20 protein-coding genes are annotated in these 25,139 nt (G+C 63.8%); 12 read left to right on the top strand and 8 right to left on the bottom strand.

Going from position 1 to position 25,139, the window contains the following annotated elements:
- Nucleotides 1-19 precede the first annotated feature (19 nt).
- From ACT6Q8_RS07605 to ACT6Q8_RS07620, 4 genes are all read right to left on the bottom strand, one after another.
- Nucleotides 20-1,090 carry a phosphotransferase gene (locus tag ACT6Q8_RS07605; RefSeq protein ID WP_444734787.1) on the bottom strand — a complete coding sequence of 357 codons (1,071 nt, stop codon included), beginning with the start codon at nt 1,088-1,090 and terminating at the stop codon, nt 20-22.
- 13 nt (nt 1,091-1,103) lie between these two features.
- Entirely contained in the window at nt 1,104-1,889 is a 786-nt protein-coding gene (locus tag ACT6Q8_RS07610; protein WP_444734788.1) for an SDR family NAD(P)-dependent oxidoreductase, read from the bottom strand.
- A gap of 89 nt (nt 1,890-1,978) precedes the next feature.
- On the bottom strand, nt 1,979-2,740 hold the full coding sequence (locus ACT6Q8_RS07615) for a glucose 1-dehydrogenase (RefSeq protein WP_444734789.1): 762 nt from the start codon (nt 2,738-2,740) through the stop codon (nt 1,979-1,981).
- A 273-nt stretch (nt 2,741-3,013) separates the two neighbouring features.
- Nucleotides 3,014-3,808, bottom strand: a complete 795-nt coding sequence (locus ACT6Q8_RS07620) for a rhamnogalacturonan acetylesterase (RefSeq protein WP_444734790.1) — start codon at nt 3,806-3,808, stop codon at nt 3,014-3,016.
- 239 nt (nt 3,809-4,047) lie between these two features.
- Between ACT6Q8_RS07620 and ACT6Q8_RS07625 the strand changes: the two genes are divergently transcribed.
- The 4 genes from ACT6Q8_RS07625 (at nt 4,048) to lepB (ACT6Q8_RS07640) (ending at nt 8,462) form a co-directional block, all read left to right on the top strand.
- Nucleotides 4,048-5,262, top strand: coding sequence for a hypothetical protein (locus ACT6Q8_RS07625; RefSeq protein WP_444734791.1), 1,215 nt, complete (start codon nt 4,048-4,050; stop codon nt 5,260-5,262).
- Between the two features lie 230 nt (nt 5,263-5,492).
- Nucleotides 5,493-6,872, top strand: a complete 1,380-nt coding sequence (locus ACT6Q8_RS07630) for an RsmB/NOP family class I SAM-dependent RNA methyltransferase (RefSeq protein WP_444734792.1) — start codon at nt 5,493-5,495, stop codon at nt 6,870-6,872.
- Between the two features lie 88 nt (nt 6,873-6,960).
- A complete protein-coding gene (gene lepB / locus ACT6Q8_RS07635; protein WP_054169679.1) occupies nt 6,961-7,701 on the top strand; it encodes a signal peptidase I in 741 nt (246 codons plus the stop codon).
- Nucleotides 7,701-8,462, top strand: coding sequence for a signal peptidase I (gene lepB, locus ACT6Q8_RS07640; RefSeq protein ID WP_444734793.1), 762 nt, complete (start codon nt 7,701-7,703; stop codon nt 8,460-8,462). Before lepB (ACT6Q8_RS07635) ends, lepB (ACT6Q8_RS07640) begins: the two co-directional genes overlap by 1 nt.
- A 54-nt stretch (nt 8,463-8,516) precedes the next feature.
- On the opposite strand, the gene ACT6Q8_RS07645 is transcribed toward lepB (ACT6Q8_RS07640), so the two are convergent.
- Entirely contained in the window at nt 8,517-11,111 is a 2,595-nt protein-coding gene (locus tag ACT6Q8_RS07645; protein WP_054169721.1) for a glycosyltransferase, read from the bottom strand.
- A 196-nt stretch (nt 11,112-11,307) separates the two neighbouring features.
- Here ACT6Q8_RS07645 and ACT6Q8_RS07650 point away from each other — a divergent pair, with 196 nt between their 5' ends.
- From ACT6Q8_RS07650 to ACT6Q8_RS07680, 7 genes are all read left to right on the top strand, one after another.
- Nucleotides 11,308-11,748 carry an HIT domain-containing protein gene (locus ACT6Q8_RS07650; RefSeq protein ID WP_054169720.1) on the top strand — a complete coding sequence of 147 codons (441 nt, stop codon included), beginning with the start codon at nt 11,308-11,310 and terminating at the stop codon, nt 11,746-11,748.
- Nucleotides 11,745-12,593 (top strand): alpha/beta hydrolase, encoded by an 849-nt coding sequence (locus tag ACT6Q8_RS07655; protein WP_444734795.1) that lies wholly within the window; start codon nt 11,745-11,747, stop codon nt 12,591-12,593. Before ACT6Q8_RS07650 ends, ACT6Q8_RS07655 begins: the two co-directional genes overlap by 4 nt.
- Nucleotides 12,594-12,670: 77 nt before the next feature.
- The gene (locus ACT6Q8_RS07660) at nt 12,671-12,856 is read left to right on the top strand and encodes a hypothetical protein (protein ID WP_054169676.1); all 186 of its coding nucleotides are present in this window, start codon (nt 12,671-12,673) and stop codon (nt 12,854-12,856) included.
- Nucleotides 12,856-13,146 carry a type II toxin-antitoxin system RelE/ParE family toxin gene (locus ACT6Q8_RS07665; RefSeq protein ID WP_444734796.1) on the top strand — a complete coding sequence of 97 codons (291 nt, stop codon included), beginning with the start codon at nt 12,856-12,858 and terminating at the stop codon, nt 13,144-13,146. Before ACT6Q8_RS07660 ends, ACT6Q8_RS07665 begins: the two co-directional genes overlap by 1 nt.
- 68 nt (nt 13,147-13,214) lie before the next feature.
- Nucleotides 13,215-15,479 carry a DNA topoisomerase IV subunit A gene (parC, locus tag ACT6Q8_RS07670; RefSeq protein ID WP_054169674.1) on the top strand — a complete coding sequence of 755 codons (2,265 nt, stop codon included), beginning with the start codon at nt 13,215-13,217 and terminating at the stop codon, nt 15,477-15,479.
- Between the two features lie 8 nt (nt 15,480-15,487).
- The gene (locus tag ACT6Q8_RS07675; protein WP_444734797.1) at nt 15,488-17,272 is read left to right on the top strand and encodes a serine hydrolase domain-containing protein; all 1,785 of its coding nucleotides are present in this window, start codon (nt 15,488-15,490) and stop codon (nt 17,270-17,272) included.
- Between the two features lie 159 nt (nt 17,273-17,431).
- On the top strand, nt 17,432-18,676 hold the full coding sequence (locus tag ACT6Q8_RS07680) for a substrate-binding periplasmic protein (protein WP_444734798.1): 1,245 nt from the start codon (nt 17,432-17,434) through the stop codon (nt 18,674-18,676).
- Nucleotides 18,677-18,686: 10 nt separating this feature from the next.
- Here ACT6Q8_RS07680 and ACT6Q8_RS07685 read toward each other — a convergent pair whose 3' ends face one another.
- The 3 genes from ACT6Q8_RS07685 to dprA all read right to left on the bottom strand — a co-directional run bounded on the left by ACT6Q8_RS07685 (nt 18,687) and on the right by dprA (nt 23,098).
- Nucleotides 18,687-19,163 (bottom strand): hypothetical protein, encoded by a 477-nt coding sequence (locus ACT6Q8_RS07685; protein WP_444734799.1) that lies wholly within the window; start codon nt 19,161-19,163, stop codon nt 18,687-18,689.
- 68 nt (nt 19,164-19,231) lie between these two features.
- A complete protein-coding gene (topA, locus tag ACT6Q8_RS07690; protein ID WP_444734800.1) occupies nt 19,232-21,904 on the bottom strand; it encodes a type I DNA topoisomerase in 2,673 nt (890 codons plus the stop codon).
- Between the two features lie 51 nt (nt 21,905-21,955).
- A complete protein-coding gene (dprA, locus tag ACT6Q8_RS07695) occupies nt 21,956-23,098 on the bottom strand; it encodes a DNA-processing protein DprA (RefSeq protein ID WP_444734801.1) in 1,143 nt (380 codons plus the stop codon).
- A 248-nt stretch (nt 23,099-23,346) separates the two neighbouring features.
- Here dprA and ACT6Q8_RS07700 point away from each other — a divergent pair, with 248 nt between their 5' ends.
- Nucleotides 23,347-24,969: an ABC-F family ATP-binding cassette domain-containing protein gene (locus tag ACT6Q8_RS07700; protein ID WP_444734802.1), complete on the top strand. Its 1,623-nt coding sequence runs from the start codon at nt 23,347-23,349 to the stop codon at nt 24,967-24,969.
- Nucleotides 24,970-25,139: the final 170 nt, after the last annotated feature.

Genomic DNA, 25,139 nt, shown 5'->3' on the forward strand with positions numbered 1-25,139 from the left:
AACCACGGCTCCGGGAGTGTCACGTCTTGTCCGACACGAACCGCCAGCCCGTCTCCGCCGCCGCCCGCGCCACCTCGCCATAGGCCAAGGCCTTGCGGTCGGCGGCATTGCCGGCGAGCGCGCGGGCATAGACGCCCTGGCAGATAGCGGCGATGCGGAAGAAGGCGAAGGCCAGATAATAGGGCCAGTCGGGAATGCCGGCTCGTCCGGTACGCTGACAGTATGCGGCGACATACTCCGCCTCTGACGGGATGCCCGTCCCGGCCAGATCGATGCCCTTCAGCCCCGGAAACTGCCTGATGCCCGCCGGCAGGTGATAGGCCATGCAATTATAGGCCAGATCGGGCAGGGGGTGGCCCAGTGTCGCCAGTTCCCAGTCCAGGATGGCGACGACGCGCGGTTCCGTCCGGTCCAGCATCAGATTGCCCAGGCGGAAATCACCATGCACGATGGTGACCTCTTCCCCCGCCGGCACGGCCCGCGGCAGCCATTCCATCAGCCGTTCCATGGCGGGAATGTCGCTGTCGCCCTTGGTCGCCACGAACTGCTTGGACCAGCGTTCGACCTGCCGCTGAATGTACTGTTCCGGCTTGCCGAAATCCGACAGGCCCGCCGCCCGCCAGTCGACGCTGTGCAAGGCCGCCAGCGTGGCATTCATGCCGTCATAGATGGCGGCCCGATCGCCATTGCTGAACCCGTCCAGCGCCACATCCGACAGGACGCGCCCGTCAATATGGTCCATGACGTAAAAGGGCGTGCCGATGATACCCGCATCCTCGCACAGCAGGCGGGCATTGGGCACGGGTGCTGCACTGCCGGAAAGCGCCCGCATGGCGCGGAATTCCCGCTCCACCATGTGCGCGCTGGGCAGCAGCTTGCCCGGCGGCTTCTTGCGCAGCACGTACCGCGCGCCCGCCGCATCGCTGATCAGGAAGGTGGGGTTGGACTGCCCGCCCTGAAACTGCTGCACCGTCGCCGGCCCCTGGTACCCGTCCAGATGGGCCGACAGATAGGTTTGCAATGCGGCCTCATCGAACCGGTGCTGCGGCAGCACATCGATCAGAATGGCGGCGCCCTTGCCCTCGCTCATATCCGGTCCCCGCTTACAGGATCGTGGGATCGGCGATGGTCGCACCGCCATCGGCCACCAGCAACTGCCCCGTAACGAAGGCACCGGCGGGTGCGGCCAGCATCAGGGCCACGCCCGCAATCTCTTCGGGCTTGCCGAACCGGCCCAGGGGCGCACGGCGCATCACGGCCTTGGCGATGTCGGGATTGTCGGTCAGGGCCTTGGCGAAATCCGTTTCCACGATGCCGGGTGCGATGCCGTTGACGCGGATATTGGCGCGGCCATGTTCGACGGCCAGATTGCGCACCAGCGCCGCCTCCGCCGCCTTGGACACGCCATAGGCGCCGATGACCGGATTGCCGCGCAGGCCGGCGATGGAGGACAGGATGATCACCGACCCGTCCTTGCGCTCTGCCATGCCGGGGATCACCATGTTGCACAGCTGCCAGGTGCTGCGCAGGTTCGACCCCATGATCTTGTCCCAGGCATCATCGCTGACGCTGGCCAGCGGGCCATAGACGGGGTTGATGGCGGCATTGGCGACCAGGATGTCGATGCGGCCCCACTGCGCCAGCGTGGCATCGACCAGGGCCTGCAAATCCTCCTTGCGGCCGATATTGCAGGCGACCGAAATCGCCTCGCCACCCGCCGCAATGATCTCGTCCCGCACCAGATTGCAGGCATCGATCTTGCGCGACGAGATGACGACCTTGGCCCCGGCGCGGGCATATTCCTGGGCGATGGACTTGCCGATCCCGCGAGAGGACCCGGTGATCAGGGCGACCTTGCCGGACAGGTCGAACAGGGGATGAACGGTCATTTACATTCTTCCTTATGGGGTTCTGAAGGACCTGATACCAGCGGTCTTTCCCGACCGCTGGAAGCCGGCGCGTAAGGGAACGCGAACTGTTAAGCCGTCGTTCCGCCATCGATGGCATATTCGGCCCCGGTGATGAACGGGCTTTCGTCCGACAGCAGGAACAGCACGACATTGGCCGCATCCTCTGGCTTGCCCATGCGGCCCAGCGGCGCCGTGCGCTCCAACCGGCGACGCATCTTTTCAGAATCGGGGGCTGCGTCGATCATCTGCTGTACCATCGGCGTGTACAGGAACGACGGGTGGATGGAATTGCAGCGGATATTGTAATTCTGCTGCGCGCACCATTTCGCCGTCGACTTGGTCAGCAACCGCACGGCCCCCTTGGCGGAGCAATAGGCCGCCAGATCCGCCGCACCCAGCAGGCCCGCGACGGAGGAGACATTGACGATGGAGCCGCCGCCCGTCTGCTTCATGGCCTTGATGGCGTATTTGCAGCCCAGGAAGGTGCTCTCCACATTCACCGCATGGACAAAGCGCCAGCCGTCCAGCGTCTCATCCTCGATATTATGCAGCGACCCGCAGCCGGCATTGTTCACCAGACCGTCCAGCCGGCCATATTTCTGGACCACATGGCCGATCACCTCGACCCAGCGATCTTCCTTGGTCACGTCCTGGGCCAGGAATTCCACCCCGTCGCCCAGGTCGGCCACCGCGGCCTCGCCGCCCTGCACATTGCGGTCGGTGATCACCACCTTGGCCCCTTCGCGCAGGGCCGCCCGCGCCGTAGCCAGCCCGATGCCCGAAGCGCCCCCCGTGATCAGGACGATCTTGTCCTGCAGGCGTCCCACCATGATCATTCCCTCCCGGATGCACGCGCCGGATCGTGCCGGCCGCTTCTCAAACGTTTGTTTGAATGTAGGGGAAACGCAGACGGGGGGCAACAACGAAGGTAATCAGAGGATCACGGGCGAATACCATCGGTCATTACTTATGACCGATGGTACGGCGGCGACTGCCGCCGCGCCGCCCATGCGGCGTAGCCAAGGGCGCGGATGCGCCCGCCGGCGATTGAGGGGCACGAAATCTTGACCATCGGTCATGATTTCGTGCCGCTAGCGTAAGTGTTACGGACAGGTGGGACCACCCAGGCTGGGTGGGTTGGCCGCTGGGCGCGGCGTCACATGTGTGGAAACTGGCAGGTTCAGTTCCTTCAACCGCCCCGCCACCAGCGACGCCATGGCCCGCGCCCCGATCTCGCTGAAATGCGTGTCATCGGCAATGCCGTCGGGCCAGCGGGTATAGCCGGCGGCCTGGGCCTGTTCCTTGCTGTAATGCAGGAAATAGGCTTTTGCCGGTTCGGCGCCCAGCCCATGGACATAGACGCGGCTGTCATAGCCCAGGTCGATCAGCGGCGTTGCCGTCTCCCGCGCCACGGCCCGCGTCACCTCGGCATAGGTGGGGAAACTGTCATTGATGCTGCCATCTTCCTTGAAACTGCGCCGCGCGACGGGCGTCAGCAGGACCGCCTGCGCGCCCTTTTCCCGCGCCATGGAGATGAACCGCAGCAGATTGACGCGGAAATCGGGCAGGGGCGTATACCGCTCCTCCTTCGCCTGATTGGCATCATTATGCCCGAACTGGATCAGCAGCGTATCGCCGGCGGCAATATCCCTGGCGATGGCGTCGAACCGCCCCTCGGCGATGAAGCTCTTGGTGCTGCGCCCGCCCATGGCCCGGTTCTCCACCGCCACCGACCCGTCCAGATTACAGGCCAGCACCATGCCCCAGCCCATCTGCGGATAGCGGTCGGGGCCATAGTTGGCGGCGGTGCTGTCACCGGCAATGAAAATGCGTTCCGCCATCGCCACCGGGGCCGACAGCAGCAGCGCCGCCAGGGCCGGGATCATCCAGTACCGCATCTTCATCCTCCCTTGAACTTGTATGACAAGTTGGAAACCGGTGTCAAAATAGGCGGGGTGGGGGGAAGGGGCAAGGGGTGAAGTTTCGCCCCTCGCCCGCCTTGCGGGAGAGGGAGGGGCCCGCGCCGGTAGGCGTGGGAGGGTGAGGGAACCACGCACCCACACCCACTCCAACTATGGAATATATTCCCATAAACAGCTAGGATTATGGTCCCCACCCCTTCAAGTCGGAGCCGCCCATGCCCTCGCTCAGCCATAACCCCTATGACACTGATCATCCCACCCTGACGGCGCAGGAACAGGCGGAAGCCTGGTGGCGTGGCTCGTCCGACCGGCATGTCCGCCCCTTTACGGACGATGTCAGCTTCGCCTCCTGCGGACATCTGCTGGAAGGATATAAATCCCGAAAGGCCGATGAGGTGACCTGGGCCAAGATCGCCTTCCATCTGGCCGCTGGCGTGCCCATCATCAAAATCGCCGAACATTACAAGCTGTCGCGCACCACCATCTGGCGGGCGCTGTCCCAATCGCACAATCTGCGCCGCCGCGTGGCCGAAGAACGCGCCCTGATGCGGCGGGAGGCGGATAGCCGCTTCGTGGCCATGCGCGAACTGGTCGTCGATACGCTCTACCGCGCCATTGCCGACGGCAACATGCGCGCCACCCTCTGGGCTGCCGACCGGTTGGGTTTGGGGGCGGAGCTGCTGCAACAGGCGGAGAAGCCGCCAAAGCCCGGCTATGCCCGCATCCCCGATGGCTGGATGACGGCGCTGGACCCGGAAGCTGTGATCAGGGCCGATCTGTCGGCACCGCCGGGCACGAAGGTGCCATTGCCCGTTCCCGAACCCTCGCGACCCGCCCCGCCCCCGTCCACGCCCCGCCGCCGGGGTCCTATTTTGTCCGCCGGTGCCGTCACTGCCTCCGCGCCGCCATTGCTTCCCGATCCCGCCCCCGAACCCTTCAATCCCGATCTGGCGGGCATCATTCCTGATCCGGTTCCCAACCTGACACCTGAAACCAGCCCCGCTGCCGGCCTTGCACCCGACCCTGTGCCGGCACTGCCGCCTATCAACGCTGATCCGATGGGACAGTCAGGCGACCCATTGCCCGATTTCCCAAAGGAACTGCGCTGGCGCAACCGTCCGCGCGGCAAGGTGAAGGCATCGGCCCCGCCGGCCCCGCTCCATGACGGCCCATCACTGCGTCTGAAGCGCGGCTCCTACCGCCTGCGCGCGCGTCCGGCGGTGCGGCTGCTGTTCTGGATTCTCCATAACAGCCTGCCGCTGGCCGACGGGGTTGATGGCGCGCCCGGCCTGTCGGCGGCCCGCTGGACCATGCGGGCCCGCTGGCTGGCCTGGGGCGACAAGCTGCCCATGGACCTGTGTAACCGTGAAGAAAGGCCGGTGCACAATGTTTCACAACCCCGCTGGTCGAAGAAGGAGGATGGGTATTGAGGGGTTAGCAGCGAAGACCGCTCTCGATGCCATTTCGCCCCTCGCCCACAAACATGGGAGAGGGAGGGGCCCGAACGCGCCAGCGTTTGGGAGGGTGAGGGAGCCACATCGCCACCACCACCCCACCCGCACGGGAGGGGCAGCCATGGCAGCCCGGCACTTCCACAGCACCCGTCTCGGCCCTATAGTCGCCGGCTTTACCAGCGCCGACAGTATCGAGAAGACACGCCATGACCCCCGCCGCCCGTTTGGCCACCGCGACCGATTTGCTTGCCGAGGTGATGGACACCCCGCGTCCGGCCGATGCGGTCACCAGCGCCTTTTTCCGCGCCCGCCGCTATATCGGTGCCAAGGACCGGGGGGAGATTGCGTCGCTGGTCTATGGCGTCATGCGCCATTGGGCGCGGCTGCATTGGTGGCTGGAGCGGGTGAACCACATGCCCGATCCGCGCGCCCTGGTGATTGCCGATTGCATCCTGGCCGGTGGCCGTACCGCCGATGCCGTGGCCGGCCTGTTCAACGGGGCCAAGTTCGCGCCGGCCCCCCTGTCGGACCGCGAACGCAAGCTGATCCGCGCGCTCGACACCCGCACCCTGAACCACCCCGACCAGCCGGAAGCCGTGCAGGGCGAGGTGCCGGAATGGGCGGAGGCGCCGATGCGCGCCACCTTTGGCGAGCGTTTCCTGGCCGAGGCGTCGGGCATGCTGGGTGAGGCGCCGCTGGACCTGCGCGTCAACCCGGTGAAGGGCACGCGGGAAGAGGCCATGAAGGCCCTGGCTGATGCCGGGATCAAGGCCACGCCCACCGACCTGTCGCCCGTGGGCCTGCGTCTGGCGGGTCGTGCGCCCGTCATGGCGCTCGACGCGTATAAGTCCGGGATGATCGAGATCCAGGATGAAGGCTCGCAGCTGGTGGCCTTCATGGCCGATGCGCAGCCCGGCATGCAGGTGGTGGATTTCTGCGCCGGTGCCGGTGGCAAGACCCTGGCCATCGCCGCCATGATGGAGAACAAGGGCCGCGTGGTGGCGACCGACGTGTTGGAAGGCCGTCTGACCCGCGCCAAGGAACGGTTCCGCCGCGCCGGCCTGCACAATATCGAAACCCGCGCCATCAAGACCGAACGCGACCCCTGGGTGAAGCGGCATAAGGGCAAGTTCGACCGCGTGGTGGTGGATGCGCCCTGTTCGGGCACCGGCACCTGGCGCCGCAATCCTGACAGCCGCTGGCGCCCCCTGGGTCCCGGCCTTTCCGAACTGGTGCCGTTGCAGGCCAGCATCCTGGACAGTGCTGCCCGTCTGGTCCGCCCCGGCGGCCGCGTCATCTATGCCACCTGCTCCGTCCTGCGGGAGGAGAATGAGGGCCAGGTGGAGGCGTTCCTGGCGTCGCATCCCGACTTCACCCTGGTGCCCGTGCCGACCGCCTGGCCCGCTGCCTGGGGCAAGCCGCCGGTGACCACCGACATGCTGCGCCTGACGCCGCTGCGCCACGATACCGATGGCTTCTTCGCCGCCGTCCTGGAACGCCGCGCCGATGCCCCGGTGGAGGAAGCGGCAGCAGAGGAAGCAGCGGTGGAGGACGGGGACGCGGCGACCGAAGAAGCCACCGCGTGAATTGGCCCCACCCCTGACACTCAGGGTGGTGATTGACCGCAAACGGGGCGGCGGGCATGGTGTCGGCAGCGTTTTTCCGTGAGGAGTGATGGCTTTGCGCGCAGTTGTTAAGGAATGGGCGGGTCTGATCGGTTTTGTTGCCGGCTTCTACCTTGTCATTAATACGCTGCTGTTTGCGGGTTTCCATGTCCCATCGGAAAGCATGCTGCCCACCTTGAAGGTGGGAGATCAGTTCTATGCGGCCAAATACGCCTATGGCTACAGCCGCTTCTCCACCAGCTTCGTGCCGTTGCCCTTTGGCGGCGCGACCCGCTTCCCGGACATCACGCCCGAACGCGGCGACATCGTGGTCTTCCGCCTGCCCAGCACGGAAGAAGATTATGTGAAGCGCCTTATCGGCCTGCCCGGTGATACGATCCAGGTGCGCGAAGGCCTGCTCTATATCAATGGTCAGGTGGTGCCGCGTGAAAAGAACCGCGACTATTCCTACCGCGACAATGGCGGCATGGTGGTGCAGGTCACGGAATATACCGAAACCCTGCCCAATGGCCGCAAGCATCTGATCATCGAACAGCGCGATGACGGCTTTGCCGACAACACGCCCGAATATAAGGTGCCGGAAGGCCACCTGTTCATGATGGGCGATAATCGCGACAATTCCCAGGATAGCCGCTACCTGCGTCAGGTCGGCTATATCCCTGTCGAACGCGTTCTGGGCCGTGTCTCCATGGTGGCCTTCGCACGCAAGTCCTGCACCGCAGAAGAAGGCCTGATCTGCCCCGGCGGCGGCTGGTCCGACCGACTGTTCCGCTGGGTGGCGGCAGACTGATGACGGGGGAGGCGGGCTCAAGCGCGGCGGTGAAGTCGAAGGCCCGTGAATGGGCCGGCTCCATCGCCACCTTCGCCGGTGTCGTGCTGGTGGTGAATACCTTCCTCTACCAGGGTTTTTACGTCCCCTCCGAAAGCATGCTGCCCACCCTGACCGTGGGTGATCAGTTCTATGCGGCCAAGTATCCCTATGGCTACAGCCGCTTCTCCACGCCCTTCATCCCCTTGCCCGTCGGGTCCGGTCGCGTGCTGGGCGATGTGCCGGCGCGCGGCGACATCGTCGTCTTCCGCAAGGCGGGGGAGGAGAATGATCTGGTCAAGCGGGTGGTAGGCCTGCCCGGCGACCGGCTTCAATGGGTGCAGGGCCGCCTCTATATCAATGGCGAGCTGGTCGCGCGGGAAAAGCTGCGCGACATCACCTACCGCGCCCAATCCGGGGCCGTCGTCACCGCCACCGAATATCAGGAAACCCTGCCCGGTGGCCGCCGCCACCTGATCCTGGAGAACACCGACGCGGGCATGGCCGACAACACGCCTGAATATCGGGTGCCCGACGGCCATCTGTTCATGGCCGGCGATAACCGCGACAATTCCGGCGACAGCCGCTTCCTGAACGATGTCGGCTACGTCCCCTTGGAACGCGTCCTGGGCCGCGTCTCCACCGTTGCCTTCACGCGCAGCGGCTGTTCGGCCGAGGGCGGCCTGGTCTGTCCCGGTGGCGGCTGGTGGGACCGGTTCTTCCGCTCTGTGGTGGCGGAATGAAAAAGGGGCGGTCCCATCGGGACCGCCCCTTTTGCTTTGCCGGTTTCCCGACGCTTACTCCGCCGCCGCCGGGGCTGTCGGTTCTTGTTCCTGCTTGGGCATGGGCAGGCCATTGATGGTGGCCACGGCCAATGCTGCGATGTAGGGCAGGGACTGGACGACCAGCATGGCCGACCAGATATAGGCGTCGCGATTGTCGCCGCCTTCCTTCCAGCCTACGGCAAAGGCCGTGACCCAGAGGGCCAGCATCAGCATGACCTCTTCCTTGGCATGCAGGAAGCCCTGGATCAGGGCCGGCTGATCCTCGCATTTGGGCGTGCGCACGAACGGGCGGCCTTCGGTGAAAAGACCCGTCCACACCGCCCGGCCCACCGTATGGGTCAGGGCCATGCCGGCCACGGCGGCGTTCACCTTGTCCAGGAAGCCGCACTTCACCCGTGCCGCGTACAGCCACAGGCCGCACGCCACCTTGAAGAAGAACACGCCCAGGGTCGGCATGATGAAGACCGTCGGCGGAAACTCGAAATAGCGCGGGGCGAACAGCAGGCCCAGCGACCAGAAGATACCGCCGACCACAAACAGCATATGGGCCGCATCGGCGAACCAGGGCAGCCAGCCGGTGACGAAATGGTATTTCTGCCCGAAGGTCAGGGTCTTGCCCGACGGCAGGAATTCCCGCCAATGCCGCTTGATGATCTGTACCGCGCCATAGGCCCAGCGGAAGCGCTGGGTCTTGTACCCGGCAAAGCTGTCAGGCACGAGGCCCTTGCCGAAGCTGTCGGGCATATAGACGCTTTCCAGCCCCTCCTCGAACAGGCGCAGGCCCAGTTCCGCATCCTCACAGATACACCATTCGGCCCACCAGCCCACGCGCTTGAGGATGGAGGTGCGGATCAGGGTCATGGTGCCATGCTGGATGATGGCGTTGCGTTCGTTCCGCTGCACCATGCCGATATGGAAAAAGCCCTGATATTCCCAGTTGATCATCCGGTGGAAGGGATGGATGTGCCAGTCGCGGTAATCCTGCGGGCTCTGGACGAAGGCGACCTTCTGGCTTTCGAAATAGGGGATGGTGGAAGACAGCCAGTCCGGCGTGACCTGATAGTCGCTGTCGATGACGCCCACGACCTCGGCATCCGGGGCCGTCACGGCCAGACCGAAATTCAGGGCGCCGGCCTTGTATCCCGGCCATTTGGCCAGATGGAAGAAGCGGAAATGCGGACCCAGCTTGGCGCAATGCGCCTCCAGCGGCTTCCAGACTTCCTCATCCTTGGTGTTGTTGTCGATCACCAGCACTTCGAAGTTGGGATAATCCATCTTCGCCAGCGCGTTCAGCGTCTCGATCACCATATGCGCCGGCTCGTTGTAGCAGGGCACATGGATGGAAACCTTGGGGTAATAGCCGCTGGTATTGACCTTCACCGGATTGAACTTGCGCTTCCAGCGGTCGGTCCACACCACCTCGGTCAGTTCCAGCCCGTCGATCAGCACGACGATCAGCAGCAATATCTGGGCACAGATCAGGATCAGGAAGGCCACGAAGGACATGGTGTTCATGCCCGTCGTCATCGCCTCCGTCGCGGTCCAGACCAGACCCGACGCGATCCCCTGGATCAGCGCGCCATAGAAAAGCTGCCCGGCGGGCTTCAGATCGTCGCGCGCCAGCACGAACCAGAACATGGGGATAAAGGCCAGAAGCGTGGCGATGGCGCAGAGCACGGGCCAGCCCGGCACCTCGAACACGCCGCCTTCCATGGGAAATTTCATCTGACGATGGGTGTCCCAGATGCCCCAGTTGGCCTCCGCCTCGCCACCGATCTCCCGCTTCCATGGCTGGTCGAAGCCTTCCATGATGTAATAGTCCCAGCGGTTCTCACCGGCCAGGTTCAGGAAGTTGCGGATGAACTGCGCCTGGTTGACCAGGCTGGCCTGGGCGCCGCCGCGATAGGGGCCGTCGGACGGCCAGCCGGCCTCGCCGATCAGGATATGTTTGTCAGGGTACTTGGCGCGCACCTCGTCATAGCCTCGGCGCACCTGCTCCATGGCCTGCTCAATCGGTACCTTCTCCCAATAGGGCAGCAGGTGGATGGTGATGTAGTCGACGGCCTGAGCCAACTCGGGATATTTGATCCAGACATAGGGCGGCTCGGCGGTGGAGACGGGGACATCCATCTGCCGCTTCACGCGCTGGACATAGTCGATCAGCGCCTCGACCTCCAGATCGCCGCGATACATCACCTCGTTGCCGACCATGACGCGCGTCACGTTCTTGTTGGCGCGGGTCAGGCGGACCAGGGAGTTGATCTCTTGCTCATTCTTGCCCAGATCGCCGGAGATCCAGGCGCCGGCGGTCACGTCAAGATCGTACTTGGCCGCGATCTCCGGCGTCACCTCCAGCCCGTCTGTGGCCGTATAGGTGCGGATGGAGCGGACGAAGGGGGCGACGACGGCCACATCGCGCTCAATATCTGAACGCGACGGATGCCGGCCATCCTGCGGATTCTGATGTTCCTGATAGGGGCTGAAGGCGACGCCGGATATCGTGCCCGACCACAGTTTCTCGGGCGTCGTGGGGCGGTTGGACAGGGCCCAGGCCCCGATATTGCCCAGGACCAGCAGCAACAGCACACCCCAAGCCGAAGCCCGCATCTTCAAAATCTTGCCCATCGTTCCTGTCTTGCCCCTGGAACACCGACCGCCAGGAATGGCGGCGGGTCAATCTCTGGCAGCCGTTTCTGTTATTTTTGTGAAAAGCGCAATGGCCATCCGTTCTGACAGGGCTGAGCATAGCGCAGGCGGCCCATCTTGGTATAGACCGGGCAGAATGGCAGGGCAGGGGAAGGTGATGGAAACCGGCTTCGATCTGGATGCGCGTCTGGCGGCGGATACGGTCACGCTGGGTGACTGGCCATTGTCACGTGTGCTGCTGATGCGCAATCGCCTGTTCCCCTGGCTGATCCTGGTGCCTCGCCGGGCGGGGGCCGTGGAAATCCACCGCCTGTCGCCCGCCGATCAGGTCTTGCTGACGCGGGAGACCTCTGCTGCGGCCCGTGTGCTGGAGCGGTTGTTCCAGCCGGACAAGATCAACACCGGCGCCCTGGGTAATGTCGTGACGCAGTTGCACATGCATATCATCGCACGCCGCCGCGACGATCCCGCCTGGCCCGGTCCCGTCTGGGGCCGTGGCCTGAGCGCTGCCTATGGCGGCGATGAACTGACGGCGCTGGCCGACCGCCTCTGGGATGCGCTGAAGACCGAAATTGCTGCAATCCGGGATATGAAATGAAGAAGCTCCTGACTTATGCCCTGCTGGCCACTTGCATTCTCGCCCCGATACCGGTGCAGGCGACGGATGCGCCTGGCCTTGGCGCCAGTGAGGCAATCCAGTTCGGCATCGCCTACAGCCTGGACTCCGCTGTTCTGAAGGAAAAGCGGCGCATCAATGTGCTGTTGCCCGCCTCTTATGCCGATGGCAAGCACAGCTACCCGGTGCTGTATCTGATCGATGGCGGCACCAAGGAGGATTGGTTCCATATCGCGGGTCTGGTGCAACTGGGAGAGTTGAACGGTGTCACCAAGGAAGTGATTTTGGTGGGGATTGAGGGGACGGACCGCAAGCGCGATCTGACCTCCCCCTCCCAGGACCCGCTGGATATCAAGGAACTGCCCACCCATGGCGGGGCCGACAATTTCCGCCGCTTCCTGGGGGTGGAACTGAAGCCCTTCATCGAGAAGAACTTCCGCACCGATGGCGAAACCGGCGTGATCGGCGAAAGTCTGGCCGGCCTGTTCATCCTGGAAACCTTCCTGCACCAGCCGGATATGTTCAGCCATTACATCGCCATCAGCCCGTCAATGTGGTGGAACAAGGAGGCCTTGTCCTATCAGGCGGCAGACCTTCTGAAGGCGCAGAGGCCCGGAACGCGCAGCCTGCATCTGGCCATCGGCAATGAGGGCGGCGGCATGCGCGGCGGTGTGGACCGGGTGATGGCGGCGTTGAAGGTGGGGGCGCCGGTGGGCCTCACCTGGGATTTCCAGGATTTGCCCAGTGAGCGCCACCATTCCGTCTATCACCCCGCTGCCCTGCCGGCCCTGCGTGCCGTCTTTCCGGGGCCGAACCCGATCAAGTGACGGGGAGGGGGAGAGGGTGACAGGGCGGGTGCGCGATGTTATCCTCTTGTCATCAACCGATTTGAGGCGGGCATATCATGGACGGCAAGCCAGCCATTGAGATTGATGACACCGACCTCGGCCCCTTCGCCGACGCGGACCCCGCATGGCTGCGCGCACAGGTCCTGCCGGCCTTGGAGGAGTATGATCGTGACCCGTCAACGGGCACGCCAATGGAGGAGGTGTTCCGTACGTTGGAGGCAGAACTGCGTTCCCGCCTCTGATGATCCGGACATACCCTGTTATCTTTTCCGTGCAGGCGCGCCGCGATATCAAAGCGCTCGCTAGGTTGATTGAGCATGATCAAGGGGCGGCTGTTGCGTTAAGTTACATTCAACGACTGAGAGCCTGCTGCTTCAGCCTTCAGACCTTCCCGAAACGCGGCCATTTCCTTGATGATGCGAATGGTAATGTCCGCGTCATCGGTTTTGAACGACGTGTCAGCATCCATTTCCGTGTCACCGACGCGGAAGTAGTTATCGCCCGCCTGCTCTATGCCGGTCGCCAGCCATAGCCCCTATCCCCAAAGGCCAGTATAGAAGCCAGTACCCATGCCCCTACCACATCTGGTATGGATAGGGCATGACCGACGCCGCCTATGAAATCCTGGACAAGCGACTGGCCGAAGCCCTCGGTGAACGCTATCTGTCCTACGCGCTCTCCACCATCGTCTCCCGTTCGCTGCCTGATGTGCGCGACGGGTTGAAGCCGGTGCATCGGCGCATTCTGTTCGCGATGAGCCAGCTCAAGCTGGACCCCAACACGATGCCGAAAAAGTCGGCGCGTGTGGTCGGTGACGTGATCGGTAAATTCCACCCCCATGGTGACCAGTCGGTCTATGACGCTTTGGTCCGTCTGGCGCAGGATTTTGCCAGCCGCTATCCGTTGGTCGAAGGCCAGGGGAATTTCGGCAATATCGACGGTGATAACGCCGCCGCCATGCGATATACCGAGGCCAAGCTGACGGAGGTCGCCAAGGCCCTGATGCAGGGCCTGGACGAGGATGCGACCGATTTCCGCCCCACCTATGATGGTGACGGGCAGGAGCCGGTGGTTCTGCCGGCGGCTTTCCCCAACCTGCTGGCCAATGGCTCTGCTGGCATCGCAGTCGGCATGGCGACCAGCATTCCGCCGCATAATGTCGGTGAGATTTGCGGCGCGCTGAACCTGATCATCGAACGCGAATTGCTGCCCGCCCCGGAAAAGCGCCGGCCCGTGACGGTGGATGAACTGGTCAGCTGGGTGCGCGGACCTGACTTCCCGACGGGTGGCGTGCTAGTGGAGAGCCGCGCCAGCATCATCGAATCATATCGCACCGGACGCGGTGCCTTCCGCCTGCGTGCCCGCTGGACCAAGGAGGCGATGGGTCAGGGGACCTGGCAGGTGGTGGTCACCGAAATCCCCTATCAGGTGCAGAAATCGCGTCTGGTTGAAAAGATTGCGGAGCTGCTGGCCGAACGCAAACTGCCCCTGCTGGACGATGTTCGCGACGAATCGGCCGAAGATATCCGCCTCGTCCTGATCCCCAAGAGCCGGAATGTCGATCCCGCCGTGTTGATGGAACAGTTGTTCCGCAACACGGATCTGGAAATCCGCTTCAGCCTGAACATGAATGTGCTGGATGGCGGCACCATCCCGCGCGTCATGACCCTGCATGAGGTGCTGAACGCCTTCCTGGCCCACCGCCAGGATGTGCTGATCCGCCGTTCCCGCTTCCGTCTGGCGGAGATTGAGCATCGGCTGGAGGTGTTGGGCGGCTACCTGATCGCGTACCTGAACCTGGACGAGGTCATCCGCATCATCCGTGAGGAGGATGAGCCCAAGAAGGAGCTGATGCGCACCTTCCAGCTGACCGACGTTCAGGCCGAAGCCATCTTGAACATGCGGCTGCGCTCCTTGCGTCGTCTGGAAGAGTTTGAGATCAAAAAGGAACATGACGCCCTGTCGGCGGAAAAGTCCAAGCTGACCGAACTGCTGGAGGATGAGGGCAAGCGCTGGAAATCCATCCGCGCCGAAGTGCAGCAGATGGACAAGAAGTTCGGTCGCTCCACCGCGCTGGGCGAACGCCGGACGGAGGTGGGTGATGCGCCCGCCGACATCGTGGTGCCGGTCGAGGCGATGATCGAGCGGGAGCCGCTGACCGTCTTCCTGTCGGAAAAGGGCTGGATCCGCGCCGTTTCCCGCCACCTGACCGCAGCGGAGGTGGCGGATGCAAAGTATAAGGATGGCGACCAGGAACGCTTTGTCCTGCGCGTGCAGACCACGGACAAGCTGCTGGTCTTTGCGTCCAACGGAAAATTCTACACGCTGGGGGCGGACAAGCTGCCGCGCGGGCGTGGGTTCGGGGAGCCGGTGCGCCTGATGGCCGATTTCGGCGAGGCGGAGATTGTGGCCTTGTTTGCCCATGTACCGGGCCAGAAACTGATCGTGGCCAGCAGCGATGGCCGTGGCTTCCAGGTGGAAGCGGACGAGGTGGTGGCCCAGACCCGCGCGGGCAAACAGGTGCTGAACCCGTCTGATGGCGGGGTTGCGGCCCTGGTGCTTCCGGTGGAGGGTGATGCCGTGGCCGTCATCGGCAATAACCGCAAGCTGCTGGTCTTCAAACTGGAGGAATTGCCGCTGATGACGCGCGGCAAGGGCGTGGCCTTGCAGAAATACAAGGATGCCAGCCTGTCGGATGTGAAGACCTTCAACCTGGCCGACGGTCTGTCCTGGAAGATGGGCGGGGCGGAAGGCCGGGTGCGCAGCGTCACCATGCCCGAACTGTCCGGCTGGGTCGCCTTCCGTGGCACCCAGGGCAAGCTACCGCCCACCGGCTTCCCCCGGAACAACAAGTTCACCGATTGATCGCCTGAATGCGCCTGCTCCTCTGCTTCCTCCTCCTGCTCGCCACCACCCTTCCGGCGCGGGCGGAGGTTGCAGGCGAGATGGCGGCGGCCCTGCGTGAACAGGGGCTGACGGGCGCCGTCTGGGCCTTGGTCACGCCGGAAGGGGTGGCAACTGGGGCCGCCGGTCTGGCCGATGCCGGTACCGGTGCGGCCATGCGACCCGACCACCGGGTGCAGATGGGGTCGGTGACCAAGACGGTGCTGGCCACGGGTGTGCTTCGTCTCGTTACGCTGGGGCACTTGTCCCTGGATCAGCCGCTGGCCGATATCCTCCCCACTGTCGCCATCGATAATCCCTGGGCCGCGACCCATCCGCTGCGCCTGCGCCATCTGTTGGACCACACATCGGGCCTGGATGATGCGCGGCTGTGGCAGGTGTTCAGCCGGCGGCCCGTTGCCGACACGCCGCTGATGCAGGGCATTGCCCGTGACGGCCAGGCACTGCGCTTGCGCTGGCCGCCGGGGCAGCGCTTCTCCTACTCCAACACCGGTTACACGTTGCTGGGCATGGTGGTGGAGGCGGTAACGGGGGAGCGGTATGAGGCGTGGCTGGACCGCGCGTTCCTGACGCCGCTGGGCATGCGTGACAGTACCTTTGGTTTTGTGACCCAGACGGGGCCGGGTGCCGATCCCCGGCTTGCCATGGGCCATTTCGATGATGGGTCGACCCAGGCTGCCATCCCTTGGTTCACCCGCCCCGCTGGACAATTTACGACCAGTGCCGCCGATATGGCGCGGCTGGCGCAGTTTCTGATGGGCGATGGCATGATCGATGGGGTGCCGTTCATTGCCTCGGACCTGTTGCGCACCATGGGGCGGCAGACGGGCACGGCGGCGGCCAGGGCGGGCCTGCCCATCGGCTATGCGCTGGGCCTGCAAATCCGCGACCGGCATGGGGTGGTGGGCCTTTGCCATTCCGGCAATATCGTCGGCTACCGCGCCATGCTGTGCCTGTACCCCGATCAGGGAAAGGCTTTCTTCATCAGCGTCAATGCCGACAGTGAGACGGCCAGTTACCCTGCCCTGGATGCTATCCTGATCCGTGCCCTGAGTTTGCCACCCGTGACCCCGCTGCCCACGGCTGCGGATCCGGAAAGGGCAAAGTGGCAGGGCATCTACACCCCATTGCCCAACCGTTTCGATCAGTTCGCCTATCTGGACGGGTTGACGGCGACGGTAATGGTGATGGCGGTCCCCGATGGTCTTTTGTTGACCAACATGCAAAGGCCGGATCGCATGCTGCTGCCCCTGGGTAACGGTCTGTTCCGGCAGCAGGACCGCACCATCGCCTCGCATGTGTTCATGGAAGATGCCGATGGCGTCTCCTTCAGTGATGGCGGGCAAAGCTATCAGCGTGTGCCGGCATGGCGCTTCTGGTTGGGCTGGCTTTCGGTTGGTGCGGGTTTACTGGGACTTGGTTGGTTGCTGTTGATCGGTCTCTGGCGGCTGGTCCTTGGTCCGCGCAGCCTGGGCGGGATGGTCAGCATTTCCGCCCTGCTGGCCTTGATGCTGCCCGCACCGTTCCTGATCTGGGGGCAGTCCTTCCTGGCCCTGGGAGATGCCACGGTGGGCAGTGTGCTGCTGGCCGTCGTGACGGGACTGTTGCCGATTGCCCTTCTGGCTACCCTGTTTCTGGACCGCCGCCGCACCGGGCTTTTGCCCTGGTTGGACCGGCTGGCTTCCCTGGCCACCCTGCAATGGCTGACTGTGCTGGCTGTCGCCGGCTTGTTGCCATTCCGCCTGTGGGGCTAAGGGCGGCCCCCGCTGACCGGTTGCGCCCGATGCGGCATGCGGTAATTAAGTTGGTCCACGATCTATTTCAGAACCTTCCGTATAGATGTTCGTGCGGGCATGAACGGGCCTAGACTGATCCCTGTCCGCCGATACCAAGATCGGCGAGAAGGGAGTGAAATGCGCCTTGTCACCATGGCGGGGCGTCTGCTGCTGGGGGCCTTGGCCCTGCTGGTTCCCGCTGCGCGGGCGTCAGCCGCAGAGATACCGCGGTTCCTTACCAACATTGCGCCGCCCTATCAGGAAATGGTGGGCGACAACCTGGATGGCACCTCCATGCGTGCCTTCGACTGCGTCATGGACCGGCTGGGCCAGCGCTATCAGGTGGCCCTTTCCCCCTGGCTACGCGCTCATGAACAGGTGCGTCAGGGGCTGGCGCAGGGCGTGTTTTCTGTGGCCCCGGATGCTGCGCGCGATACCGATGCCGGACGCCTGTCCCTTCCGCTGGCGCTGGAGCGCTGGGTATGGGTTACGACGGCTCCGGCCGGTGCAATCCCCGCCCAGGTGCGGACGGGACTGCCCGTGGCGGCGGTGCTGGGTTCCAATCAGTTGAAATGGCTGCAGGCTCATGAGGCCAATGTCGATGGCGCCGCACGCAGCGGAGCACAGCTTCTGCGTATGCTGGTCGGTGGCCGTGTCGCCGCTGTCCTGATGGATGAGGCGGAACTGGCTTCCGCCCGGCGGGAGGCGGGCATCGACGCTACCGGTCTGACCATCGCGTTTGAACGCTACATGCCATTGGGCGTCTATTTCTCCGCCGCCTTTCTGAAGGCTTATCCGGGTTTTCTGGAACGGTTCAACGCCCAGGTCCCGCATTGCGCCGCCGCCAACATGGCTCTCTCATCGGCTGAACGCCGTACGGCCCTGGCCGTTGCACATAAGGTGCGTGATCAGCTTCTGGCCGATCCGACCGTTCTACCGGCCCTCGCCGCCGCATGGCAGGTGAACGGGTCAAAGCCGGTGCAGCAGATCATGATGGAGGATCGTCGTTATCAGGCGCATCGCGACCAGACTGATGACCCGTTGGTTGCCGGACTGCGCGATCATCCGCTGTCAGCGGCACTTTACCGGCTACGGGCCGCATCGGGCGGCATGGTATCGGAAATCCTGCTGTTTGACGGGGCCGGCATGGCGGTGGCGTCCGACCCTTTATCCAGCGATCTCTGGCAGGCGGATGAAAGGAAATTCTCCATGACCGTTGCCAAAGGCCCTGATACCGCCTTCATCGACAATATCGCCTTCGATCAATCGACCAGTCAGTTCAGCGTCCAGATCAGCTTTGCCGTCGGCGGCGATCCCTCCGCACCGTCCCTGGGCGGGTTGACCATCGGTTTGAATATCGAACGGACCTTGAACGGGAAATAGGGCAGGGGCCTTACCGTTCCATCAGGTCTGGCCGCCCGTCTTCGTCCATCTGCATCGGGCGTCGTTCACCCCGGCGCTTCACCTCCATGTCGCTGCTTGACACGGCCAGCGACATGGCAAAGCCGGTATCGGGGCACGGGTTGGGGGCATAGCCACGAGCCAGGGCCTTGTCATCCTTGCCATAATCCAGGCGCGCACCGGCATAGGTGCCGCTGACGCCGCCCATGGCAACGCCGGCCTCCACTGTCTTGCGCACGCGGCATTTGGCTTCCTGTTCGGCCTGCTGCGCCTGTGCCACCGGTACGCCTTGGCTGTAATCGGGCACCGTGCGGGCCGTGGGGCCACCGCTCACCGGCTGCGGCTCCGGCTTCTTTTCCAGCAGGGTGAAGGTATTGACCGGGGCCGATGCGGGCGCTGCCTGTTCCTCCGCCGTTGCGGAAAGGGCGATGATCGACAAAACCAGGCCGGTCAGAAACAGGGTGCGCATGGGGCCCTCCAGGGTGCTGATACCCTTTATACGGCTGAACATGGTTCACCCTATCGCTGTTTGCAAGTTCACGCCTTGGTTTTTTTCACTGCTGGCTTCTTTGCCGCTGTCGTTGCCGTCTTCGCCGCTGGCTTCTTTGCCGCTGCCGCCTTTGGTGCGGCGGCTTTCTTGGCGGGCGCCTTCTTCGGCTTTTCTTCAGCCTCTGCCTCCGATGCGGCCCCCTTCTTGGCCGTGTCCTTGGCGGCCTTCGCGGCAAGCAGTTCCACCGCCTGTTCCAGGGTCAGCGTGTCGGCGTTGTAGGCCTTGGTAATGCTGGCGAACAGCTTGTTATGCTTCACATAGGGACCGAAACGGCCGGACCCGATGGAGATGGGCTTGCCATCCTTGGGATGGTTACCCAGCTCGCGCCCTGCCACCGCCTTTTTCACCGGCCCATCGCCCAGCAGGACGACCGCGCGGTTCAAGCCGATGGTCAGCACGTCATCATCGGGCGGGATGTTCTTGTAGGCATCGCCATGCTTCAGATACGGGCCGAAGCGTCCGATGCCGGCCTGGATCTCCTGGCCCGACGACGGATGCATGCCCAGCGAACGCGGCAGCGACAGCAGCGCCAGCGCCGTATTCAGGTCCACATCCTGCGGGTTCAGGCCGCGGGGCAGGGAGACACGTTTTGGCTTCTCCCCCTTGGCCGCCGCCTCGCCCAACTGGACATAGACGCCATAGGGCCCGCGCTTCATCACCACATTCTGGTTCGTCTCGGGATCGACGCCCAGATCGCGGTCGGCATCCGCCTCCGCCTCTTCACCGGCCACGGCCAGCGGGCGGGTATAGCGGCATTCCGGGTAATTGGAACAGCCGATGAAGGCGCCCGTCTTGCCCAGCTTCAACGACAGCCGCCCAGCCCCGCAGGTGGGGCAGACGCGCACATCGATCTTGTGCCCCTCGGCATCGAACCGGTCGGGGAAGAAATGCGGCCCCAGTGCATCATCCAGGGCATTCAGCACCTGTGTGATAGTCAGGTCCTTGGTCTCGTCGATGGCCGAGTGGAAATGCTTCCAGAATTCGCGCAGCACATCCTTCCAGAAGACGCGCCCGCCGGAAATATCGTCCAGCTTCTCTTCCAGGGCCGCCGTGAAATCATACTGGACATAGCGGTTGAAGAAATTCTCCAGGAAGCTGGTGACCAGCCGGCCCCGGTCCTCCGGCTCAAACCGCCGCTTCTCCAGCCGCACATAATTGCGCTCCTGCAGCACCTGCAGGGTGGAGGCATAGGTGGAGGGGCGACCGATACCCAGCTCCTCCATCTTCTTCACCAGGCTGGCCTCGGTATAGCGGGGCGGGGGCTGGGTGAAATGCTGGTCGGACTTCAGGGCGCCGCGCGTCAGGTCGTCGCCATCCTTCATGGGCGGCAGGCGGCGGTTCTCCTCCTCCTCCCCGTCATCATCCTTCTCTTCCTGATAGACCTTCAGGAAGCCGTCGAACTTCAGGATGGAACCGGTGGCGCGGAACACGGCTTCCGCACCCTTCGACATGATGTCGACCGTGACCTGATCCAGCACGGCACTGGCCATCTGGCTGGCCACCGTGCGCTTCCAGACCAGCTCGTACAGCCGCAACTCATCCTTATCCAGATAGCGGGTCAACTGATCGGGGCGGCGGAACAGGTCGGTGGGACGGATGGCCTCGTGCGCTTCCTGGGCGTTCTTGGCGGCGGTCTTATAGATGCGGGGCTTTTCGGGGACGTAATTGTCGCCCCAAGTCTGGTCGATCAGGCGCCGCGACCCGTCAATGGCTTCCTGGCTGAGCGACACGCCGTCGGTACGCATATAGGTGATGAGGCCGACCGTCTCCCCACCGATATCCACGCCCTCATACAGTTTCTGGGCGGTGCGCATGGTCTTGACGGCGCCAAAGCCCAGCTTGCGGCTGGCTTCTTGCTGCAAGGTGGAGGTGGTGAAGGGCGCATAGGGGTTGCGCTTCACCTCCTTGCGCTCCACCCGGCCCACCTTGAACAGCATGGGGCGGATGCGGGCCAGGGCAGCCTCGGCAGCGGCCTTGTTGCCAAGGCTGAACTTCTCCAGTCGCTTGCCGTCCAACTGCGTCAGGCGGGCGGTAAAGGTGGAGCCGTCGTGCGTTTTGAACTCCGCCTCGATGGTCCAGTATTCCTGCGGCTTGAACGCTTCGATCTCGGCTTCACGCTCACAGATCAGGCGCAGGGCCACCGACTGCACACGCCCCGCCGATTTCGACCCCGGCAGCTTGCGCCACAGAACCGGCGACAGGTTGAAACCCACCAGATAATCCAGGGCGCGGCGGGCCAGATAGGCCTGAACCAGTTCCTGATCCACATCGCGCGGCTTGCCAATAGCGTCCAGGACGGCGCTTTTCGTGATCTCGTTAAAGGTGATGCGGCGGATTTCCGCCTTGCCGGCCAGCCGTTTTTCCTTCAGCAGCTCATGCACATGCCAGGCGATGGCTTCCCCTTCGCGATCCGGGTCAGTGGCCAGGAAGACACGGTTTGCACCGCGCACGGCGCGGGCGATCTCGTCGACATGGCGCTTGGAGCGGTCACCCAGCTCCCAATCCATCTCGAAATCCTCTTCGGGGCGCACCGACCCATCCTTGGGCGGAAGGTCGCGCACATGCCCGAAGCTGGCGAGGACGGTGAAGTCCGACCCCAGATATTTGTTGATGGTCTTGGCCTTGGCCGGGGATTCGACGATGACGACACTGCCAGCCACTGAAGGACCCGCCTTTGCAAGAACGATGGACGACCGGACGGCAGAACAGGATCAGATCAGGCTGACCTGCCCACCGGGATGACGCTGCAGCCGTCCCGCCAGTTCCAGTTCCAGCAGGACAGTCAACACCACTCCGGCAGACAATTGGCAGCCGCGGACCACTTCGTCAATGAGAACCGGGGAGGGGGACAGGCACTCGGCCACCAGACGGCGCGCTTTTTCCAGTTCGATCTCGTCTTCGCGGGCCGGTGTGGTGGGGCGGAACAGCCCGCTGCTAGGTTCGCTGAAGGGGCGGCGCAGGGCTCCTTGCAGGTGGTTGATGACATCATCAGCATTCTCCACCAGCCCCGCCCCCTCCTTGATCAGGCGGTTGCAGCCCTGGGCGCGCGGGTCCAGCGGTGATCCCGGCACGGCAAACACCTCGCGCCCCTGTTCGCCGGCAAACCGGGCGGTGATCAGGGATACTGACTTCACCGCCGCCTCCACCACCACTACGCCCAGCGACAGGCCGGAAATCAGGCGGTTGCGCCGGGGGAAATGACGCGCCTGCGGTTCCGTGCCCAGGGGTGATTCGGCCAGAATGGCACCGCGCGTCGCAATCTCCCGGTACAAGCCGTCATTTTCTGGCGGATAGATGATGTCGACACCGCCGGCCACCACGGCCACCGTCCCGCCACCCGTTGCCCCACCGGCCAGGGCGCCTTGATGCGCCGACGTGTCAATGCCGCGCGCCAGACCCGACACCACTGTAAACCCAGCCTCGGCCAGATCGCGGCCCAGCTTTTCCGCCATCTTGCGGCCCACAATACTGGCATTACGGGCACCCACAATCCCCACGCAGGGTCGTGATAGCAACGCCGGAAAGCCCAGGAGGGTCAGCACCGGCGGCGCATCATCCAGCACGGCCAGCGGCCCCGGATACTCAGCCTCTCCCCGGAACAGCCACCGCGCGCCAATCCGGTCCAGCGCCACGGCCTCCCGCTCCACCTCTGCCTTACCCGGAATGCGCAAGGGCGCGGTCCGTCCGCCGCGCCTGGCCAGTTCCGGCAGGGCGTTCAGGGCCGCGGTGGCGGTCCCGAACCGTTCCATCAGCCGCAGGAACGTCACCGGCCCGACATTCTCCGCCCGGATCAGGCGGACACGGTCGATACGCTCGGCATAGGTGAGGGGGGCGATCGATGATTGCATGGCCATATGGTTCTGCAATTACATGCTAGTGTCAACAGGCGTGGTGTTTGTGGTTAGGCGAAATCCAAAACCTCAACCTCACTTAAAAACGACCCGCAGGTGTCGTCTCCACGCGCGGCGGATCAACCGCGTAGCTCTGGTCATGCGCTTGGCAGGCCTGCATCGTCAGTCGGCATAAGGGCTGATCAGACCACTGTCGCGCCCGGCATCTTGTGGCATAAGGGGGCCGAACACGCCCCTTGGAACCCGGCCCCATGATCCGCTTTGAAAATATCAGCAAACATAATGGTCACCGCATTCTGTTCCTGGAATCCTCCGCGGCCCTGAACCGGGGGGAGAAGGTGGGTCTGGTGGGACCCAACGGGGCTGGTAAGACCACCTTGTTCCGGATGATCACGGGTGAGGAACAGCCGGATACCGGCCAAGTGTCGGTGGAGAAGCAGGTTTCCATTGGCTATTTCAACCAGGATGTCGGTGAGATGTCCGGTCGCAGCGCGGTCCAGGAAGTGATGGACGGCGCCGGGCCGGTCAGCGAGGTTGCCAAGGAACTGGCGAGCCTGGAAGAAGCCATGGCCGATCCCGATCAGGCCGACCAGATGGACGCGATCATCGAGCGTTATGGCGAGGTGCAGGCGCGCTTCGACGAGCTGGGCGGCTATGAGCTGGAGGGCCGCGCACGCGAGGTGTTGGCCGGCCTCAGCTTCAGCCAGGAGATGATGGACAAGGATGTCGGCGCCCTGTCAGGCGGCTGGAAGATGCGCGTGGCGTTGGGCCGCATCCTGTTGATGAAGCCCGATGCCATGCTGCTGGACGAACCCAGCAACCATCTGGATATCGAAAGCCTGATCTGGCTGGAAGGGTTTCTGAAGGGCTATGAGGGTGCCCTGCTGATGACCTCTCACGACCGGGAATTCATGAACCGGATCGTCAACAAGATCATCGAAATCGATGGCGGGTCGCTGAACTCCTATTCCGGCGACTACACCTTCTATGAACAGCAGCGCGCCCTGAACGAGAAGCAGCAGCAGGCGCAGTTCGAACGCCAGCAAGCCATGCTGGCCAAGGAAATCAAGTTCATCGAGCGGTTCAAGGCCCGCGCTTCCCACGCCAGCCAGGTGCAGAGCCGCGTCAAGAAGCTGGACAAGATCGAACGCGTCGAGCCGCCCAAGCGGCGCCAGACGGTGATGTTCGACTTCCCGCCCGCACCACGCTCGGGCGATGACGTCGCGGTCCTGCGGAATGTCCACAAGGGCTATGGCAGCCGCAGCATCTATAAGGGCTTCGACTTCACCATCCGCCGTAAAGAACGCTGGTGCGTCATGGGCGTCAATGGCGCTGGCAAGTCGACCTTGCTGAAGCTGATCGCTGGCGCCGACCGGCCCGATACCGGGACCGTCAATGTCGGCGCCAGCGTGAAGATGGGCTATTTCTCCCAGCACGCGATGGAACTGCTGGATGGTGAGCAGACCGTTTTCGAAGCCTTGGAAAGCGCCTTCCCGCAGGCGGGCCAGGGTTCGCTGCGGGCGCTGGCCGGCTGCTTCGGCTTTTCCGGCGATGATGTGGAAAAGCGTTGCCGGGTGCTGTCAGGGGGTGAGAAGGCGCGGCTGGTGATGGCGATGATGCTGTACAACCCGCCGAATTTCCTGGTCCTGGACGAGCCGACAAACCATCTCGATCTCGACACCAAGCAGATGCTGATTACCGCGCTGGCCAATTATGAAGGCACCATGCTGTTCGTGTCGCACGACCGGCACTTCCTGGCCACGCTCTCCAACCGCGTGCTGGAGCTGACGCCGGACGGCATCCATCAATATGGCGGCGGCTACACCGAATATGTGGCCCGCACCGGACAGGAAGCGCCGGGCCTGCGCAGCTAATGCTGTTTCGGATAGGAGGGGCCGTGACGCCGGCGTGTGTCGGCGTTATGCTCTCTGCATGATCTATCATGGCCCGTGCCCCAAGGAAGTGATGCTGTTGCTCTGCGCCCGGATCGGGTTCAACCCGCCGGTCTGACGGTCGCCGCCTGTCCGTCATCTGCATCTTGATC

This window comes from Niveispirillum sp. (genome assembly GCF_052437035.1).
GTDB lineage: Bacteria > Pseudomonadota > Alphaproteobacteria > Azospirillales > Azospirillaceae > Niveispirillum.

Excerpts from the sequence above, each read along its gene's own strand:
- ACT6Q8_RS07645 (WP_054169721.1), bottom strand. The coding sequence starts at position 11,111 with ATGCGGGCTTCGGCTTGGGGTGTGCTGTTGCTGCTGGTCCTGGGCAAT.
- ACT6Q8_RS07660 (WP_054169676.1), top strand. The coding sequence starts at position 12,671 with ATGGACGGCAAGCCAGCCATTGAGATTGATGACACCGACCTCGGCCCC.
- lepB (WP_444734793.1), top strand. The coding sequence starts at position 7,701 with ATGACGGGGGAGGCGGGCTCAAGCGCGGCGGTGAAGTCGAAGGCCCGT.
- ACT6Q8_RS07605 (WP_444734787.1), bottom strand. The coding sequence starts at position 1,090 with ATGAGCGAGGGCAAGGGCGCCGCCATTCTGATCGATGTGCTGCCGCAG.
- parC (WP_054169674.1), top strand. The coding sequence starts at position 13,215 with ATGACCGACGCCGCCTATGAAATCCTGGACAAGCGACTGGCCGAAGCC.
- lepB (WP_054169679.1), top strand. The coding sequence starts at position 6,961 with ATGGCTTTGCGCGCAGTTGTTAAGGAATGGGCGGGTCTGATCGGTTTT.
- ACT6Q8_RS07685 (WP_444734799.1), bottom strand. The coding sequence starts at position 19,163 with ATGCGCACCCTGTTTCTGACCGGCCTGGTTTTGTCGATCATCGCCCTT.
- ACT6Q8_RS07700 (WP_444734802.1), top strand. The coding sequence starts at position 23,347 with ATGATCCGCTTTGAAAATATCAGCAAACATAATGGTCACCGCATTCTG.
- ACT6Q8_RS07680 (WP_444734798.1), top strand. The coding sequence starts at position 17,432 with ATGCGCCTTGTCACCATGGCGGGGCGTCTGCTGCTGGGGGCCTTGGCC.
- ACT6Q8_RS07655 (WP_444734795.1), top strand. The coding sequence starts at position 11,745 with ATGAAGAAGCTCCTGACTTATGCCCTGCTGGCCACTTGCATTCTCGCC.
- ACT6Q8_RS07615 (WP_444734789.1), bottom strand. The coding sequence starts at position 2,740 with ATGGTGGGACGCCTGCAGGACAAGATCGTCCTGATCACGGGGGGCGCT.
- dprA (WP_444734801.1), bottom strand. The coding sequence starts at position 23,098 with ATGGCCATGCAATCATCGATCGCCCCCCTCACCTATGCCGAGCGTATC.
- ACT6Q8_RS07610 (WP_444734788.1), bottom strand. The coding sequence starts at position 1,889 with ATGACCGTTCATCCCCTGTTCGACCTGTCCGGCAAGGTCGCCCTGATC.
- ACT6Q8_RS07665 (WP_444734796.1), top strand. The coding sequence starts at position 12,856 with ATGATCCGGACATACCCTGTTATCTTTTCCGTGCAGGCGCGCCGCGAT.
- ACT6Q8_RS07675 (WP_444734797.1), top strand. The coding sequence starts at position 15,488 with ATGCGCCTGCTCCTCTGCTTCCTCCTCCTGCTCGCCACCACCCTTCCG.
- ACT6Q8_RS07630 (WP_444734792.1), top strand. The coding sequence starts at position 5,493 with ATGACCCCCGCCGCCCGTTTGGCCACCGCGACCGATTTGCTTGCCGAG.
- ACT6Q8_RS07620 (WP_444734790.1), bottom strand. The coding sequence starts at position 3,808 with ATGCGGTACTGGATGATCCCGGCCCTGGCGGCGCTGCTGCTGTCGGCC.
- ACT6Q8_RS07625 (WP_444734791.1), top strand. The coding sequence starts at position 4,048 with ATGCCCTCGCTCAGCCATAACCCCTATGACACTGATCATCCCACCCTG.
- ACT6Q8_RS07650 (WP_054169720.1), top strand. The coding sequence starts at position 11,308 with ATGGAAACCGGCTTCGATCTGGATGCGCGTCTGGCGGCGGATACGGTC.